Annotated in this window: 12 protein-coding genes; 7 read left to right on the forward strand and 5 right to left on the reverse strand. The window is 67.6% G+C overall.

Annotated features, from left to right (window positions below; translation table 11 throughout):
* Nucleotides 1–103: 103 nt before the first annotated feature.
* Genes AAEX60_RS08305 through AAEX60_RS08320 form a run of 4 tightly spaced genes read right to left on the reverse strand, consistent with a single transcriptional unit; the run spans nt 104 to nt 6,248 of the window.
* Nucleotides 104–880 (reverse strand): NUDIX hydrolase, encoded by a 777-nt coding sequence (locus AAEX60_RS08305; RefSeq protein WP_342102583.1) that lies wholly within the window; start codon nt 878–880, stop codon nt 104–106.
* Between the two features lie 4 nt (nt 881–884).
* Nucleotides 885–2,819 (reverse strand): 1,4-alpha-glucan branching protein GlgB, encoded by a 1,935-nt coding sequence (glgB, locus tag AAEX60_RS08310; protein WP_342102585.1) that lies wholly within the window; start codon nt 2,817–2,819, stop codon nt 885–887.
* A gap of 1 nt (nt 2,820) precedes the next feature.
* On the reverse strand, nt 2,821–4,188 hold the full coding sequence (locus AAEX60_RS08315; protein WP_342102588.1) for a maltokinase N-terminal cap-like domain-containing protein: 1,368 nt from the start codon (nt 4,186–4,188) through the stop codon (nt 2,821–2,823).
* A 20-nt stretch (nt 4,189–4,208) separates the two neighbouring features.
* Nucleotides 4,209–6,248: an alpha-1,4-glucan--maltose-1-phosphate maltosyltransferase gene (locus AAEX60_RS08320; RefSeq protein ID WP_446721295.1), complete on the reverse strand. Its 2,040-nt coding sequence runs from the start codon at nt 6,246–6,248 to the stop codon at nt 4,209–4,211.
* A gap of 243 nt (nt 6,249–6,491) precedes the next feature.
* Here AAEX60_RS08320 and AAEX60_RS08325 point away from each other — a divergent pair, with 243 nt between their 5' ends.
* From AAEX60_RS08325 to AAEX60_RS08335, 3 genes are all read left to right on the forward strand, one after another.
* Nucleotides 6,492–8,936 (forward strand): glycogen/starch/alpha-glucan phosphorylase, encoded by a 2,445-nt coding sequence (locus AAEX60_RS08325; RefSeq protein ID WP_342102591.1) that lies wholly within the window; start codon nt 6,492–6,494, stop codon nt 8,934–8,936.
* A gap of 62 nt (nt 8,937–8,998) precedes the next feature.
* On the forward strand, nt 8,999–10,132 hold the full coding sequence (locus tag AAEX60_RS08330) for an AAA family ATPase (RefSeq protein WP_342102594.1): 1,134 nt from the start codon (nt 8,999–9,001) through the stop codon (nt 10,130–10,132).
* Nucleotides 10,129–10,782, forward strand: coding sequence for a DUF4276 family protein (locus AAEX60_RS08335; RefSeq protein WP_342102595.1), 654 nt, complete (start codon nt 10,129–10,131; stop codon nt 10,780–10,782). Before AAEX60_RS08330 ends, AAEX60_RS08335 begins: the two co-directional genes overlap by 4 nt.
* 33 nt (nt 10,783–10,815) lie before the next feature.
* On the opposite strand, the gene glgX is transcribed toward AAEX60_RS08335, so the two are convergent.
* Complete coding sequence (gene glgX / locus AAEX60_RS08340; protein WP_342102597.1) at nt 10,816–13,020, reverse strand: glycogen debranching protein GlgX; 2,205 nt, start codon at nt 13,018–13,020, stop codon at nt 10,816–10,818.
* 309 nt (nt 13,021–13,329) lie between these two features.
* Between glgX and AAEX60_RS08345 the strand changes: the two genes are divergently transcribed.
* The 4 genes from AAEX60_RS08345 to AAEX60_RS08360 are packed head-to-tail and all read left to right on the forward strand — an operon-like array spanning nt 13,330 to nt 16,822.
* A complete protein-coding gene (locus AAEX60_RS08345) occupies nt 13,330–14,496 on the forward strand; it encodes a cysteine desulfurase family protein (protein WP_342102599.1) in 1,167 nt (388 codons plus the stop codon).
* Complete coding sequence (gene mnmA / locus AAEX60_RS08350; RefSeq protein WP_342102600.1) at nt 14,493–15,593, forward strand: tRNA 2-thiouridine(34) synthase MnmA; 1,101 nt, start codon at nt 14,493–14,495, stop codon at nt 15,591–15,593. The genes AAEX60_RS08345 and mnmA overlap by 4 nt, the downstream gene beginning before the upstream one ends.
* On the forward strand, nt 15,590–16,606 hold the full coding sequence (locus AAEX60_RS08355) for a methionine synthase (protein WP_342102602.1): 1,017 nt from the start codon (nt 15,590–15,592) through the stop codon (nt 16,604–16,606). Before mnmA ends, AAEX60_RS08355 begins: the two co-directional genes overlap by 4 nt.
* A gap of 9 nt (nt 16,607–16,615) precedes the next feature.
* Nucleotides 16,616–16,822, forward strand: coding sequence for a hypothetical protein (locus tag AAEX60_RS08360; RefSeq protein WP_342102603.1), 207 nt, complete (start codon nt 16,616–16,618; stop codon nt 16,820–16,822).
* Nucleotides 16,823–16,831: the final 9 nt, after the last annotated feature.

A 16,831-nucleotide genomic window follows, 5' to 3' on the forward strand; every position in this document is an offset into this window, starting at 1 on the left:
CTTCGGTGGGTCTGTGGAGGAGGGACCGGGTGGGGGTACTGACAGTTGACGAGGTGCAGACAGGTGAAGACCCTAAGCCCTCGAGCAGCGGCTCAGTCGCCCATCACCCGACGGGGACCCCGTCCTCGGTGAAGCCGGTGAAACCGTCCAGGATCAGGGTGATCCGGCGGGCCGAGAGCGGTGAGACTTGCTGGGGCAGGTCACCGCGGGAGACCCAATGGATCGCGGCGATCTCGCGCTCCTCCCGGACCAGCTCGGCAATGGTGCCCTCGTCCAGCACCCCCGCGTCGTAGATGAACTCCAGGGCATCGCTCCAGCCCAGCGACGGCGGCATCCAGTCCACCAGGGCGGGGGAGCCCAGGCTGACCGCCAGCCCCAGTTCCTCGGCGATCTCCCGTTCGGCCCCGACGCGGGGTGGCTCGCCCGGCTCGACCACCCCGCCGGGCAGTTCCCAGTCATCCTTGTAGGTGGTCTGCAGCAGGAGCACCCGGCCGCGCTGGTCCTGGAAGACGGCGTGGGCGATCAACCTCTTGGTGGGCAGCACCGAGTTCATCACGGAGCTGAAGCCCTCCGGGCCGTAGACCACGTCGCCGGACAGCCGGCTGTACTGGTGGACGTCGATGTAGTCCCCGTCGGCCACGGCGATTCCGTGCCGCAGGATGCCCTCCCGTCGGAAACCGGCCAGGTGCAGGGCGCGGCGTGCCATCTGGTCGGTGGCGGGGATCGCCACCTCCAGCCGACGCACCTCGCGCCCCAGCAGCACGTCGTCGGCGGCCATGCTCACCGCCCGGGCCAAGGTGTCCGCGTCGACGGCGCCATCCCAGCGGATGACGCCGACGTCACCGGTCACCTCGACCTGGACGGTGAACTCGTCGGCCATCGGGTCAGGCCATGCCCATGTCGCCCGGCAGCTCCGCGGTGGCCTTGGCGTCGTACTTCAGCCAGATGGCGCCCAGCGGCGGGATGCAGACCGTTGCCCCGGCCCCATCGCCCCACGGGGAGGCGCCCTCGCGGGCGATCACCTGACCGTAGTTGCCGAAGTTCCCGTCGCCGTCGTAGGCGGTGGAGTCGGTGTTCAGGATCTCGGACCACACGCCGGCCTTCGGCAACCAGATGCCGTAGGTGTTCTTGGGCTCCGCGGAGAAGTTGAACAGGCAGGCCACCTGACCGCCCAGGCCGTCATTGCGGATCCAGCCGAAGACATTGCCCGCGGCATCGTCGGCGACGATCCACTGGAAGCCCGCCGGGTCATTGTCCAGGGCGTAGAGCGCCGGCTCATTGCGGTAGATGTCGTTCATGTCCTTGAACAACCGCTTCAGGCCGCCGTGGCCCCACATGTCGGCCACCCACCACTCCAGGCCCTTGGACTCGCTGAACTCGCTGCGCTGGCCGAACTCCTGACCCATGAAGATCAGCTGCTTGCCCGGGAAGGCCCACATGAAGGAGTAGAAGGTGCGCAGCGTGGCGAACTTGCGCCAGTCGTCCTGGGGGACCTTACCCACCATGGAGCCCTTGCCGTGCACGACCTCGTCGTGGCTGATCGGCAGGATGAAGTTCTCCGAGTAGGCATAGACCATCGCGAAGGTCATCAGGTGGTGGTTGTACTGCCGGTTGATCGGATCCGCCTCGATGTAGCGCAGCGAGTCATTCATCCAGCCCATGTTCCACTTGAAGCCGAAGCCCAGGCCGTCGTTGTGCACGGGGCGGGTCACGCCGGGGAAGCTGGTGGACTCCTCGGCGATCATCAGCACGCCGGGGTGGCGCTCGTACAGGTGCTTGTTGACATAGCGCAGGAAGTCGATCGCCTCCAGGTTCTCCCGGCCGCCGAAGACATTCGGCACCCACTCACCCTCCTTGCGCGAGTAGTCCAGGTAGAGCATCGAGGCGACGGCATCCACGCGCAGGCCGTCGATGTGGAATTCGCTGATCCAGTACAGCGCATTGCTGACCAGGAAGCTCTTCACCTCATTGCGGCCGTAGTTGAAGATGTAGGTGCCCCAGTCCATGTGCTCGCCCTGGCGCGGGTCGGCGTGCTCGTACAGCGCCGTGCCGTCGAAGCGGCCCAGCGCCCACTCGTCCTTGGGGAAGTGGCCGGGGACCCAGTCCAGGATCACGCCAATGCCCGCCTGGTGCAGCTTGTCCACCAGGTGACGGAAGTCGTCGGGGCGGCCGAAGCGGCTGGTGGGGGCGAAGTAGCCGGTGACCTGGTAGCCCCAGGACGGCTCGAAGGGGTGCTCGGAGACCGGCATGAACTCGACGTGGGTGTAGCCCTGCCACTTGACGTACTCGACGAGCTCGTCGGCCAGCTCCAGGTAGGTCAGCCCCTTGCGCCAGGATCCCAGGTGCACCTCGTAGACGCTCATCGGCTCCTGGTGGGCCTGGGACTTCTCCCGCTGGGCGATCCACTCGTTGTCGGCCCAGATGTACTGGCTGTCGTAGACGATCGACGCGGTGGACGGCGCGGACTCGCAGAAGCTGGCCATGGGGTCGGCCTTCTCCCGCCAGACACCGTCGGGGCCCTGGATCCGGAACTTGTACAGGGTGTCGGTGCCACGGTCCTCGATGAAGCGGCTCCACACGCCGGTGCCGGGCAGGCGGTACATCTCGTCGCCGCCCCAGTAGTTGAAGTCACCGATCAGCTGCACGGCCTGGGCATTGGGCGCCCACACGGCAAAGCGGGTGCCGGTGACGGTGCCGCCGTCATCGGTGGGGATGGTGACGACGTGTGCGCCGAGCCGCTTCCACAGCTCGGTGTCGCCGCCGCTCTGGAAACCTTCCATGTCCCAGCCGGTCAGCCCACCTGCAAGGTCGTAACCCATCTCAGTCCTCCTGCTCATTGCTCGTGGCGATCGCCTCGAGCGCGCTCAACGGAATTTCTACCCAATCCGGGCGATTCCTGGTTTCGTAGACCACTTCGTAGACGGCCTTGTCGGCCTCGTAGGCGGCCAGTGCTGCCTCATCGATCGGGCCGGCCTGACGCGCATAGGCGTCCAGGAAGGCCCGTCGTGCCCCCGCCAGCCACTGCTGGGCGGCATCGCCGGTCGGTTCGTCGAAGACACTGGTGACATAGCCGAAGCTGCGCAGCATTCCCGCGACATCCCGCAGGGGGCTGTCGGGGAGCTGGCGCTCCGCGAAGCTCTTCATCGGCTCGCCCTCGAAGTCGATGATCTTCCAGCCGTCAGGGGTGAGCAGGGTCTGCCCCAGATGGAAGTCACCGTGCACCCGCTGGGCGACCAGCTTGCGGCCGGCCAGTCGGTCGAAGACCGCCACCAAGGCGGCGCCCTGACCGGTCAGGTCCGGGGCCTGCGCGGTGGCCGCCTCGAGCCGCTTGCGCATGGTGGTGGCCACCTGAGCGCCGTCCAGCATGGCGGTCTCGAAGGTGTCGGCGAGCGCGGTGTGCACCTCCGCCAGGGCGGCGCCCAGAGCGGCCGCCCGGTCGGTGAAGTCGGTGCCCGCCAACGCCAGCTCACAGGCCAGCTCCCAGCCGTCCTGCGCGTCGCGCAGCAGCTCGCTGACCATCATCAGGTCCACCCGCTGGGTCTCCGGCGCGTCCGCGCCGTCGGTCCAGGCCTCGTCGCTGAACGGGGTCAGGGCGCCGGAGACCCAGCCGTAGAGGCGGGCCGCCGACGAGACCCGGGCCCGGCCCAGCGCGTCGTGCATCTGGATGTCCAGGTTGGGGCCGATCTCCAGCTTGCGGAAGATCTTCATCAGCGCCACGTCGCCCAGCAGCACATTGGTGTTGGACTGCTCGCCGCCAAAGACCCGCGGGGTCAGGTCACCACGCAGCTTGCCGCCGTCGGGCAGGCTCTCCGACCACGCGTGCGGGCTCTGTGAGCCGGCCAGGATGGCGTTCAGCACGGCGGTCATCGCCGCCGGGTCCCGGGGCGCGTCGTGGGCAAAGCCCAGCTCCGGCTCCAGCGCGGGGCCGATCAGGCAGTCGTCCAGCGGCTCCGGCCGGTAGCTGACCAGCAGCTGGTAGTACTCGTGGCTGTCGTCGGGATAGGCGACGGTGACGAACTCGGAGCGCACCGCGGGGGCCTCCCCACCCGGTTGGACGATCCAGTCGGGTTGCTCCAGCCCGGCCAACTGTCCGTCGCGTCCCTTGCCGGAGAACCAGCGGGCCTGCAGCACGAAATCCTGCAGGGCCGCCAGCGCCTCGGTCTGGTGGTCGTGTTCCTGATTGCTCATCGGTTCCTGGGGTTGGCCGGTCACTTGACGGTCACGCTGAAGACGTGGGCGGGATTGCCGGGGTGGAGGCTGACATAGCTGCGGGCGCCCCACGTCCAGGTGCCGCCACCCAGCTCGTCGTGCACCTCCAGGACGGCATCCTGGTCCAGCCCCAGCTTGCTCATATCCAGGTAGATCTCACTGTCCACCGCATCCCACGGATTGAGGGAGCAGACCACGATGATCCGGTCATCCCCGTCGGTCTTGGAGTAGACGATCACCGCGTCGTTGGGGGCATGGTGGAAGTCGATCTTGCGCAGCTGCTGCAGGGCGCTGTGCTCCCGACGGATCTCGTTCAGCCGTCCGATCAACACCGAGAGGTTGGGCTGGTGGTTCTTCCAGTCCCGCGGCCGGTACTCGTACTTCTCGCTGTTCAGGTACTCCTCGCCGCCGGGGCGGAAGACCTCGTGCTCGCACAGCTCGAAGCCGGAGTAGACGCCCCAGGTGGGGGACAGGGTCGCGGCCAGGATGGCGCGGATGGAGAAGGCCGTCGGATTGCCGGACTGCAGGTAGGCCGGGTTGATGTCCGGGGTGTTGACGAAGAAGTTCGGCCGGTACATGTGCGCCGTCTCGCGCGAGAGCTCGGTGAGGTAGGTCTCCAGCTCCCACTTGGTGTTGCGCCAGGTGTAGTAGGTGTAGCTCTGGTGGAAGCCCACCTTGCCCAGCGCGTGCATCATCTCCGGCTTGGTGAAGGCCTCGGCCAGGAAGATCACCTCGGGATTGGTCTTGTGCACCTCGCTCATGATCCAGGCCCAGAAGTCCACCGGCTTGGTGTGCGGGTTGTCCACCCGGAAGACCGTCACCCCGTGCCCGATCCAGAAACGCAGCAGCCGCAGGCACTCGCGGTAGATGCCGTCGCGGTCATTGTCGAAGTTGATCGGGTAGATGTCCTGGTACTTCTTGGGCGGGTTCTCGGCATAGGCGATGGTGCCGTCCAGCCGGGTGGTGAACCACTCCGGGTGCTCGGTGACCCACGGGTGGTCCGGGGAGGCCTGCAGCGCGAAGTCCAGGGCGATCTCGAGGTCAAGGCTCTTGGCCTTCGCGACGAACTCGTCGAAGTCCTCGATGGTGCCCAGGTCCGGATGCACGGCGTCGTGGCCACCGTCCGCCGAACCGATCGCCCACGGCGAGCCGGGATCATGCTCCGAGGGTTCCAGTGAGTTGTTGCGGCCCTTGCGGAAGGCGCTGCCGATCGGGTGGATCGGCGGCAGGTAGACGATGTCGAAGCCCATCTGGGCGGCCGCCTCCAGCCGCTCATGGGAGCTGGCGAAGGTGCCGGAGTGCCAGCACTGCTTCTCCTCGTCCCACCAGGCGCCCTGGCTGCGGGGGAAGAACTCGTACCAGCTGGAGAACAGGGCGCGTCGGCGGTCCACGCGCAGTCCGTACTCCCGGGTGGGGGTGACCAGCTCGCGCGGCCCGTGGGTGATCATCGCCCGGTTCAGGGAGGCGGAGTTCAGCATCTCCAGCAGCTCGTGGGCGGGCAGCTCGGCCAGGAAGGCGGCGGCCTTGGCGCGCAGCAGGGCGGCGCTGGTGTGGTCATCGGCGTGTTCGGCCTGGGCGGCGGCGCGCTCGGCGACGTCGCGCACCTCCAGGCAGACCAGTTCCCGGTCCACGTCGGCCTGGAGCTTGGCCTCGGCATTGTGGTGGGTGGTGTGCCAGACATCGGACCAGCCCTCGACGTGGAAGGTCCAGTCACCCTCCTGGTCGGCCGCGGCCCAGCCCTCCCAGATGTCCAGGCCGGCGGGCTCCTGCTTGGCCATGGGGAAGCTGCGGGTGGTGCCGTCTGGGCAGGTCAGCACGATGGTGGCGTTGACCGCGTCGTGGCCCTCGCGGAAGACATTGGCCCGGACCGGGAACCACTCGCCCACCACCGCCTTGGCGGGGTAGTTGCCCTCCTCCACGACGGGGGAGACATTGCAGACCGGGATCCGGCCGAAACCGGGCACGGGGCTCACCGGGTTGGCGGTGGGCGCAGACGCTTGGGCGGAGACTGCCTCTGACCGTTGAATGGGGTTGCTCACGCGCCCAAGCCTAGCCACGCCGGACCGTCGCTGGCGAGGATTCGGAAAGTGGTTGGTTTGTCGTTGGCTGTGGTTTGCCGAGCGGTCGTCGGATCCTGCCGGGAAGTCCGTTAGGCTCGACGTGTGTCCAATTCAGTAGAAGCAAACCCGACCGTGGCCCCGGAGCATTCGGACGAATCTCCCCGTACCGGCCGGCACACCGGCCCTCAGTTCCCACCGACCCATCCGGTCGCCAAGGCGCCGGTGGGTACCCCGCCGAACACCGTCGACGGTTTCGTGCGTGAATTCCTTCATGAGCTGAATTCCAACCAGGGTGTCTCGCTGGCGAACTCGAGCGTCAATGACCAGTACATGGCATTGGCCTCCACCGTGCGCAACTACCTGATGGCACGCTGGCTGGAGACCGAGCGGCAGCAGCGGGAGAACCCCAGTAAGAAGGTGGCCTACCTCAGCGCCGAATACCTGCTGGGCCGCCAGCTGGGCAACAACCTGCTGGCCAGCGGCCTGATCGACATTGCCGAGGAGGCCCTCAAGCAGTGCGGCATCGACTTTGCGGTGCTGCGCGCGCAGGAGGTGGAGCCGGGCCTGGGCAATGGTGGCCTGGGCCGCCTGGCCGCTTGCTTCATCGACTCGCTGGCCACCATGAATGTGCCCTGCGTCGGCTACGGCATCCGCTACGAATACGGCATCTTCCGCCAGACCTTCGTCGACGGCCGTCAGGTGGAACAGCCGGACAGCTGGCTGGCCCTGGGCTGCCCGTGGGAGTTCGCCCACCCGGAGCACGCCGTCCAGGTCAACTTCGGTGGCCGGACCCAGACCAGCACCGATGCCGACGGCACCAAGACCGTCGAGTGGATCCCGGACTGGAATGTCCGCGGCGTCCCCTTCAACTACATGGTGCCCGGCTACAAGAACGGCCGGGTGAACACACTGCGGCTGTGGAGCGCCCAGGCCACCCAGGCCTTCGACCTGCAGATCTTCAACTCCGGTGACTACGCCACCGCCGTGCGCGCGCAGACCTTCGCGGAGAACATCTCCAAGGTGCTCTACCCGGAGGACTCCACCCCGCAGGGCAAGGAGCTGCGGCTGCAGCAGCAGTACTTCTTCGTCGCCTGCTCCCTGCACGACTACATCTACAACACCCTCGAGGCCGACTTCGACCTGCACAACCTCGGGGACCGGATCATCTTCCAGCTGAATGACACCCACCCGGTGATCGCGGTGCCGGAGCTGATGCGAATCCTGATCGACGAGAAGGGCTTCGGCTTCGAGGAGGCCTGGGAGGTCACCCAGAAGTGCTTCGCCTACACCTGCCACACCCTGCTGCCCGAGGCACTGGAGGTCTGGCCGGTGGAGCTGCTGGGCCGGCTGCTGCCGCGCCACCTGGAGCTGATCTACGACATCAATGACCACTTCCTGGAGCAGGTGCGCGAGCAGTTCGGCAACGACGAGATGCGCGTGCGCCGGATGTCGATCATCGCCGAGCACCCCGAGCGCTCGGTCCGGATGGCCTACCTGGCCACCGTCGCCGGCTCCAAGGTCAACGGCGTCGCCGCCCTGCACAGCCAGCTGCTGCGGGACAAGGTGCTGCCCGACTTCAACGAGATGTGGCCGGACAAGTTCACCAATGTCACCAATGGCGTCACCCCGCGGCGCTTCGTGCGGCTGGCCAACCGTTCGCTGTCCCAGCTGATCTCCGACTCGATCGGCGTCGGCTGGGTGAACGATCTGGAGCGGCTGCGCGAGGTGGAGCCCTACGCCGAGGATGCCGACTTCCGCGCCGCCTTCCGCGAGGTGAAGCGGCAGAACAAGCAGAAGCTGGGCAAGCTGCTGGAGCAACGCGACGGGATCATCATCCCCGAGGACCACATGCTGGACGTGATGGTCAAGCGCCTGCACGAGTACAAGCGCCAGTCGCTCAAGCTGCTGCACGTCGTGACCCTTTACAACGACATCATCACCGGAAAGCTGGACCCGGCCGATGTCCAGGGACGCACCGTGGTCTTCGGGGCCAAGGCCGCCCCGGGCTACAAGATGGCCAAGGACACCATCCACTTGATCAACAAGGTGGCCGAGGTGGTCAACAATGACGAGCGGACCGGTGGCAAGGTGCGGGTGGCCTTCCCGGCCAACTACAACGTGACCCTGGCCGAGAAGCTGATTCCGGCGGCCGAGCTGTCGGAGCAGATCTCGCTGGCCGGCATGGAGGCGTCGGGTACCGGCAACATGAAGTTCGCCCTCAACGGCGCCCTCACCGTCGGCACCGACGACGGCGCGAACGTGGAGATCCGCGAGCACGTCGGCGACGAGAACTTCTTCCTGTTCGGCATGACCGAGCCCGAGGTGGCCGAGCTGGGCGCCAAGGGCTACAACCCCGCCGAGTACTACGAGAAGGACGAGCGGCTCAAGGGCGCGATCGACCTGATCGCCTCGGGTACCTTCTCCGACGGGGATCGCCGGGTCTTCGAGCCGATCGTGTCCAACTGGCTCTACAGCGACCGCTTCATGGCGCTGGCTGACTACGCCAGCTACATGGAGGCCCAGAGCAAGGTGGAGGCCTACTATGCCGACGAGGAGGCGTGGACCCGGTCCGCGATCCTCAACGTCGCGCGCAGCGGCTACTTCTCCAGCGACCGCTCGATGAAGGACTACATCCGCGAGATCTGGCACACCCCGCCGGTCCTGTGATCACTCGCACCACGCATTGACGGCGGCTCCCCGAATGGGGGAGCCGCCGTTATGGTGGGGGCATGCGTCCGCTCCAAGAGATCAAGATCAAGGGGTTCGCCTCGCTTCGTGAGGTGTCATTGACCCTGGACACCCCAGTCACCGTGTTGATCGGCGCGAATGGCGCCGGCAAGTCAAACGTTGTCCGGTCCTTGGAACTTCTCGGTGAGCTGGTGGACCGGAATCTGCAGAACTACGTCGTGCGGCGGGGCGGCATTTCGCGGATGGTGCACCACGGAGCGGGCGGAGCCACCAGCCGTCAGATTGAACTTGAGGTGCATGGCACCCCAAACGACGACGGTGTCTGGAACGGTTACATGGCTCGCCTCAGTGCGGGAGAGGACGACGAGGTTGTCCTGGACGAAACCCTGCTGATGCAGGACACCACCAAGTTCCAGCGGCCGCTGGAGCGGCCACTTGGCCTGACCAGGGAATCCCGGCTGCGAAAGGTCACCGGGGAGTCCGCGCCGATGGCGTTCTATGTGCAGGATGTGCTCGCATCGTGTCGGGTCTACCACTTCGACGATGTGAGCCAGGATGCCCCACCGAAGCAGCGGTCCAATCTGGCGGACAATCTTGAGCTGCGCAGGGATGCAGCCAATCTGGCGGCCTATCTCCACCGGCTGGAGCAGGAGGACCCCGAAACCTACCAGCGGATGGTTGCCGCGGTGCGGAGCGTGGCGCCCTTCTTCGAGGACTTCGTCCTCCAGCCTGATGGAGCTGCTGCGGACACGATTCTGTTGCGCTGGCGCCAGAAGGGTTGTGATGAAGTCTTCTCCGCAGGACAGCTCAGTGACGGCACCCTGCGCTTCATCTGCCTGACAACGCTGCTGCTGTCACCACATCGGCCCGCTACCGTCGTTCTGGATGAGCCGGAGCTCGGGTTGCACCCCTTTGCGATTCGTCAGCTCGCGGAGCTGGTGAATTCTTGTGCCGGCAGTGGCAGGCGGGTGATCCTTGCCACGCAGTCCGTCTCACTGCTGGAGGAATTCAGCCTCGACACGGTGGCCGTCGTGGAGCGAGCTGCGGGTGAAACTCGGTTGAACAGGCCTGATGCCGAATCGCTGGGGGAGTTCTTGGAGGACTACTCCTTGGGCGAACTGTGGCGGATGAACCTGTTGGGCGGTCGACCCACCCATGAGGCGGTCATTTCATGAAGCAGATCGCCCTGGTGGTGGAAGGACAGACCGAGGAACTATTCGTGCGGGAGGTGCTGGCACCACAGCTTGCCGCTCGGGGGATTTTCCTCACTCCCTTCATCCCCGTGACGAGTCAGACCGCGCATGGACGTCACAAGGGAGGAGCCCGGTGGAGTGGATATCGCAAGCTGGCGAACAAACTTGCCCACGAAGGCCATTGGCACCGTATTGGTGTCCTGCTGGATCTCTATGGCTGCCCCAGTGATGCGCCTGGCAGACAGGGCGCCGGGAGCGGACGCGAATACCATCGTGAGTTGATGGATTCCCTGGCGCAGGACCTGAACGCCGGCGGCCAGCGCGCGAGGATCCTGCCCCATGTGTTCCTGCACGAGTTCGAGGCGCTGGTTCTCGCCGCCCTGGATGCAGGCAGCACCGTCGTCCCGGAGAAGGCGGCACGCGATCTGCGCAAGGTACTGGCGGACTTCCAGGGAGATCCGGAACTGGTCAATGGTGGCGAGAGCACCAGCCCCTCACACCGGATCATGGCTGCTTGGGATGGCTATACCAAGACAGTGGATGGCATCCGGGTCATTGCCGATGTCCCCTTCGACGCCATCCTGGAGCGTTGCCCGAGCTTTGCTGGCTGGTTGGAGGACCTGCTCACCTGAGGGCTTGCCATGCACAGGCCCCCAGATGAGGGCTCAGTACTCCTGCTCGTCCAGCTTGGCCAGGGTGGCGGCCGCCTCGTCGGGGGCGGTCAGCTCCTCGGCCGGCAGCGGCTCCTCGAACTCGTCGATGATCGGCTTGGGGGCCTGGGAGGCCACCTCGCAGCGCAACAGGGTGACGCTGCGGCCGGGCAGGTCGAACTCCTGGCCGGGGGCGATCGGGGATTCGGGCAGCTCGTCGCGGTGCGCCGTGGTGGCCACCACCTGGTAGCCGCTGGACCACGCGCCACCGGGCAGCCGGACCAGGACGTCGTTGGCGGCGCCGTTGTACAGGGTCACGAAGGCTGCGTCGGCATCGGAGACGTACATCCCCAGATGGCGTCGGCCGCCGTCGTGCCACTGGTCGTCGCGCATCTCGCCGTCCCAGCAGTCCAGCCAGGCCAGGTCATAGCGGCCCAGGCCGTGGCCGTCGGCGTCCAGCACCTCGGAGTGGGTCCGGAATCGGGTGGCGCGCAGCGGCGCGAAGTCCCGACGGGCCTTGAGCAGGGTGGAGGTCAGCTCGGACACGTCGCCCCAGCTGTCCAGGGTGTCCCAGTGCACCCAGCTGAGCGGGGAGTCCTGGCAGTAGGCATTGTTGTTGCCGCCCTGGGTGCGTCCCAGCTCGTCGCCCGCGGTGATCATCGGAACGCCGGAGGACAGGATCAGGGTGGCCATCATGTTCTTCACCTGGCGGTGGCGGAAGTCGTTGATCCCCTCGTCGACGGTCTCGCCCTCCCAACCACAGTTCCAGGAGCGGTTGTCGTCGGCGCCGTCGCGGTTGGCCTCGCCATTGGCATCGTTGTGCTTGATGTCATAGGTGACCAGGTCGCGCATGGTGAAGCCGTCGTGCGCGGTGATGAAGTTCACGCTGGAGTGCAGGCCCCGGCCCTCCCGGTCGAAGATGTCGGGGGAGCCACACAGCCGGGTGGCCAGGGTGGCGACGCCCTGGGTGGCGCCCCGCCAGAAGTCCCGCATGAAGTTGCGGTACTGGTCATTCCACTCGCTCCAGCCGGGGCCCCAGTTGCCCACCTGGTAGCCGTAGGGGCCCATGTCCCAGGGCTCGGCGATCATCTTGATGCCCTCGAAGGCCGGGTCCTCGGCAATCCGCTTCTTGAACTCGTGGTTCTGGTCCACGTGGTGCTGCTCATTGCGGATCAGGGTGGTGGCCAGGTCGAAGCGGAAGCCGTCGACGCCCATCTCCGTCACCCAGTAGCGCATCGAGTCGATCACCATGTTCAGCACGCCCGGGTGGGAGGTGTCCACCGAGTTGCCACAGCCGGTCACGTCGTAGTCATTGCGCAGGTCATTGGTCAGCCGGTAGTAGCCCAGGTGGTCCAGGCCACGGAAGCTCAGCGTCGGACCCTCGTGTCCACCCTCGGCGGTGTGGTTGTAGACCACGTCGAGGATCACCTCGATGTCGTGCTCGTGCAGTTTGCTGACCATGCGCTTGAACTCCTCCACCTGCTCGCCCAGAGTGCTCACGGAGGAGTAGGCGGCGTGCGGGGCGAAGAAGCCCAGGGTGTTGTAGCCCCAGTAGTTGGTCAGGCCGCGGCCGACGATGAAGGGCTCGCTGACGAAGTGGTGGATCGGCAGCAGCTGGACGGTGTTGATCCCGGTCTCCACCAGGTAGTCGATCACCGCGTCGTAGGCCATGCCGGAGTAGGTGCCGCGCAGGTGCTCCGGGACGCTGGGGTGCAGGTTGGTGAAGCCCTTGAGGTGGGTCTCGTAGATCACGCACTCGCTCAGCGGGCGGCGCCGCTTGATCGGGGTCGGGGCGGGGGAGGGCGCCACGACGACACTCAGCGGCACGGACTCGTAGGAGTCCCGCGGGTCTGGCAGGTAGTTGGATTCGGCGGTGTGGTCCAGGATCGGGCCGGAGTAGTCCACGCCCGCGGTGATGGCCCGGGCGTAGGGGTCCAGCAGCAGCTTGGCCGGGTTGAAGCGCATGCCGGCATCCGGGTTCCAGTCTCCGTGCACCCGGTAGCCGTACCGCTGGCCCGCGGAGATGCCGGGAACATGAACGATCCAAACCCCGTCCGGATTACGGGCCATGTCCACATTGTGTTGGCTGCGGTCGGCGGCCACCAAGGACAATTCAACACGGTGGGCTCGCGGTGCCCAGAGGGCGAACCGGCAGCCATCGTCGAGGAGCTGGGCACCGAGGATCGACGAGTCGACCGGCGAGGGTGTCTCAGAGTTCATGGATTGTTGCCTCTTCTGCCTTCTTCTACAGGGAGCGGAGATTTCCGTCCCGACGTCCCTGACCGAAGGAGGCAACCGGCCTCCTGCGGCCACTGTGCCTACGCTTGTACGGCCCTTCGAGCGAGCCATCAACGGGCCACGCGCCTGGGCACGAAGGCCAATCTTGCCACCATTGTGCAGTCTAGGGCCTGCGGCGCGCCCCACCGAACTCAGCACGCTCACAGGCGGCATACTTTCGGGTGGTGGCGGCCGGGTGTAGCGTCGCTGGTTCGCGTGGCCGCAGGTGGCCCACGGTGTGAGGATGGAGACATGGAGCAGCCCCAGGGACAGACCGTGCGTCGCAGCTACCTGGATCATGCCGCGTCCAGCCCGATGCTGCCGGCGGCCATGGAGGCACTGCTGCGGCACGGCCGGTTGACCGGCAATCCCGCTGCCCTGCACACGTCGGGACGGGCTGCGCGGGCCGTGCTGGAGGACGCGCGGGAGCAGTTGGCCGAGGCTGTGGGGGCCCATCCGACCGAGGTCATATTCACCAGTGGCGGCTCGGAGGCGGACAGCATTGCCCTCAATGCCGGCGCGCGACGCCCGGGGCGACGCGGCGTGCTGATCGGCGCCACCGAGCACCACTCCGTCGCCGACGCCCGGGTGCGGCTGCCGGGGGTGGGCGCGCTGTCCTGTGACCGCGATGGCCTACTGGACCCGGCTGAACTGTCCGACCGGCTGGGCGGGGAGAGCGCCCTGGTGTCCGTGATGAGCGTGAACAATGAGACCGGGACCATCCAGCCACTGGACCAGGTGGTGGAGCAGGCCCGCCGGGTGGGTGCCTGGGTGCACACCGACGCGGTGCAGGCCCTGGGGCACGTCCCGGTGGACTTCGCGGCCAGCGGGGTGGACCTGATGAGCCTGTCCGGGCACAAGATCGGCGCCCCGGTGGGGATCGGCGCCCTGTTGGCGCGACGGGATCTGGAACTTCCCCCGTGGGGGCTGGGCGGCGGGCAGGAGCGCGACGTCCGCTCCGGGACGCAACCCGTGATGCTGGCCGCGGCCTTCGCGGCGGCCGCCGCGCATGCCGTGCAGAACCTGGCGGCCGAGAGTGCCCGGCTGCGGCTGCTGCGGGATCGGCTGACCGAGCGCGTCCGGGCCACCATCACCCGCAGCTTCCTCAACGGAGCGCCCGAGGCCAGCCCGCACATCGCCAACTTCACCTTCGAGGGGACGCGCGCCGACGACGTGCTGATGCTGCTGGACCAGGCCGGCATCGACTGCTCCACCGGGGCCGCCTGCCGCGCCGGGGTGCACCAGCCAAGCGAGGTGCTGCTGGCCATGGGGCGCACCCCGGAACAGGCCCAGGCCTCGATCCGGTTCAGCTTCGGCGCCTCCACCGTCACCGATGACGTCGCCAACCTGATCTCCCTGCTGCCCGACGTCATCTCCCTGGCTCGGGCAGCCCACAGCGTCGGCGAGGTGCCCTCGTGAGGGTGCTGGTGGCCATGTCCGGCGGGGTGGACTCCGCCGTCGCCGCGGCCCGGATGGTGGCCGCGGGCCACGACGTCACCGGGGTTCACCTGGCGCTGTCCAAGAACCCGCAGAGCTTTCGCACCGGGGCCCGCGGTTGCTGTTCCCTGGAGGACAGTCACGACGCCCGACGGGTGGCGGACAGGCTGGGGATTCCCTTCTACGTGTGGGATCTCTCGGACCGCTTCCGGGCCGACGTGGTGGATGACTTCGTCGCCGAGTATGCGGCGGGGCGCACCCCCAACCCGTGCCTGCGCTGCAATGAGAAGATCAAGTTCGCCGCCGTGCTGGAGCGCGGCATGGCGCTGGGCTTCGACAAGGTGGTGACCGGCCACTACGCCCGGTTGGAGGAGCACGACGGAGCCTTCTCCCTCTACCGCGCCGCCGACGCCGCCAAGGACCAGTCCTATGTGCTGGGCGTGTTGAACCAGGAGCAGCTGGCGCATTCGCTCTTCCCACTGTGCGACGTGCCCAAGAGCGAGGTCCGCTCCGAGGCCGCCCAGCTGGGCCTGGGGGTGGCCAAGAAGCCGGACAGCCACGACATCTGCTTCATCCCCGACGGCGACACCCCCGGCTACCTGTCCCGGGCGCTGGGGGAGCAGGAGGGCGAGATAGTGGACCAGGACGGTGCGGTGGTGGGCCGGCACTCCGGCTTCCACCAGTTCACCGTCGGTCAGCGCCGCGGGCTGCGGTTGGGGGTTCCGGCCGCCGACGGCAGGCCACGCTTCGTCCTGGGGATCGAACCCGTCCAGAACCGGGTGGTGGTGGGTCCCAAGGAGCTGCTGGCGGTGGACCGGATCGAGGGGATCCGCCCCACCTGGACCGAGGCCAGACCGGCGGGTACCTGGCGTGGACTCGCCCAGGTCCGGGCGCATGGCGAGGCGATGCCCGCCGCGATCAGCGCCACCGAGGACACCATGCTGGTTCAGCTGGACAAGTCGGCGGTCGGGATCGCCCCCGGGCAGGCCGTCGTCGTCTACGACGGGGACCGGGTGGTGGGCAGCTCGACGATTGCCGCCACCGGGCGTCGTGCGGAGCCGGGGGAGGCCGGCGCATGAGCATCATTGCCACCGGGATCGGATCCCTGCCGGGCGAAGACCTGCGCGGGGCGCTGACGCACGTGCTGGGCGGATTCGAGCACGCCTGGCTTCCCGAGCTGCCGGCCCGGGGCATCGGGGCGGACATGATTGGCCGCAGCCTGGCCATGACCGAGGGGCTGGGCTTTGACCTGCAGCCCCAGGGTTGGCGCCTGACCGATGCCAGCGGGAGGGACCACGCCCGGGCGCGGGGCCTGCTGCGTCGGGACCTGGATGACCTGGAGGAGCTGGCCCAGGGTTTTGGCGGCAGCATCACGCTGACCGTCGCCGGGCCGCTCACCCTGGCCGCCTGCCTGGAGCGCGCCCGCGGGGACAAGGTGCTGGCCGATCATGGCGCACGTCGGGAAATGGCCGAGAGCCTCGGCATCGGGGTGTCCGGCCTGCTGGCCGAGTTGGCCCGACGGCTGCCCGACGTGACCTGGTGGGTGCAGCTGGACGAGCCGCTGTTGCCCGCGGTGCTGGCCGGCCGGGTGCCGACCGCCTCCGGCTTCTCCCGGCTGCGCAGCCTGGATGCGCCGCGGGCCGGCGAGCTGCTGCGCCGCGTCACCGGCCCGGTGCGCACCGGGGCCGCTCGGGTCACGGTGCACTGCTGCGCGCCCGGGATGGACCTGGGGCTGCTGGGTGGTTCCGGGGCCGATGGCGTGGGCGTCGATGCGGTGTCGCTGGACGTGGCCACCCTGCGGCCCGCCGACCTGGATTGCTTGGCGGGTTGGCTGGAGGCCGGGCGCGACGCGGTGCTGGGGCTGGCACCCACCGCATCGCCCGACCAGGTCAGCACCCCTGACCAGATCGTGCGTCGGGGCCTCGACCTGCTGCGCCCGCTGCAGCTGGATCCTCAGCTGTTGCTGGAACGGTTGGCGGTCTCGACGGCCTGTGGCCTGGCCGGGTGGAGCGTGCGCGCGGCCATCACGCAGCTGGACGCCCTGCCGGAGGCCGCTGTCCTGCTGGCCGAGCAGCTTGTCACCAGCGGATAGTCTGGGCGCATGCGCGGCTTCTCCAACCTGAACCTGAACGGCAACGCCCCGGCGCGGGTGCAGCCGAAGGTAGGCGAGTGGGGCCCCGAGCGGGTCCCCACCACGCAGGCCAAGAAGCGGCTGCGGATCTGGGTGAGCCTGGCCTTCATCGGCGCCGTCGCGGCGCTGTGCGGGTTGGGTTGGTACTTCTACAAGGCGATGAACGGGCTCAGCTGAGCGTGGGCT

Origin of the sequence: Luteococcus sp. H101 (assembly GCF_038433155.1) — a bacterium.
GTDB lineage: Bacteria > Actinomycetota > Actinomycetes > Propionibacteriales > Propionibacteriaceae > Luteococcus.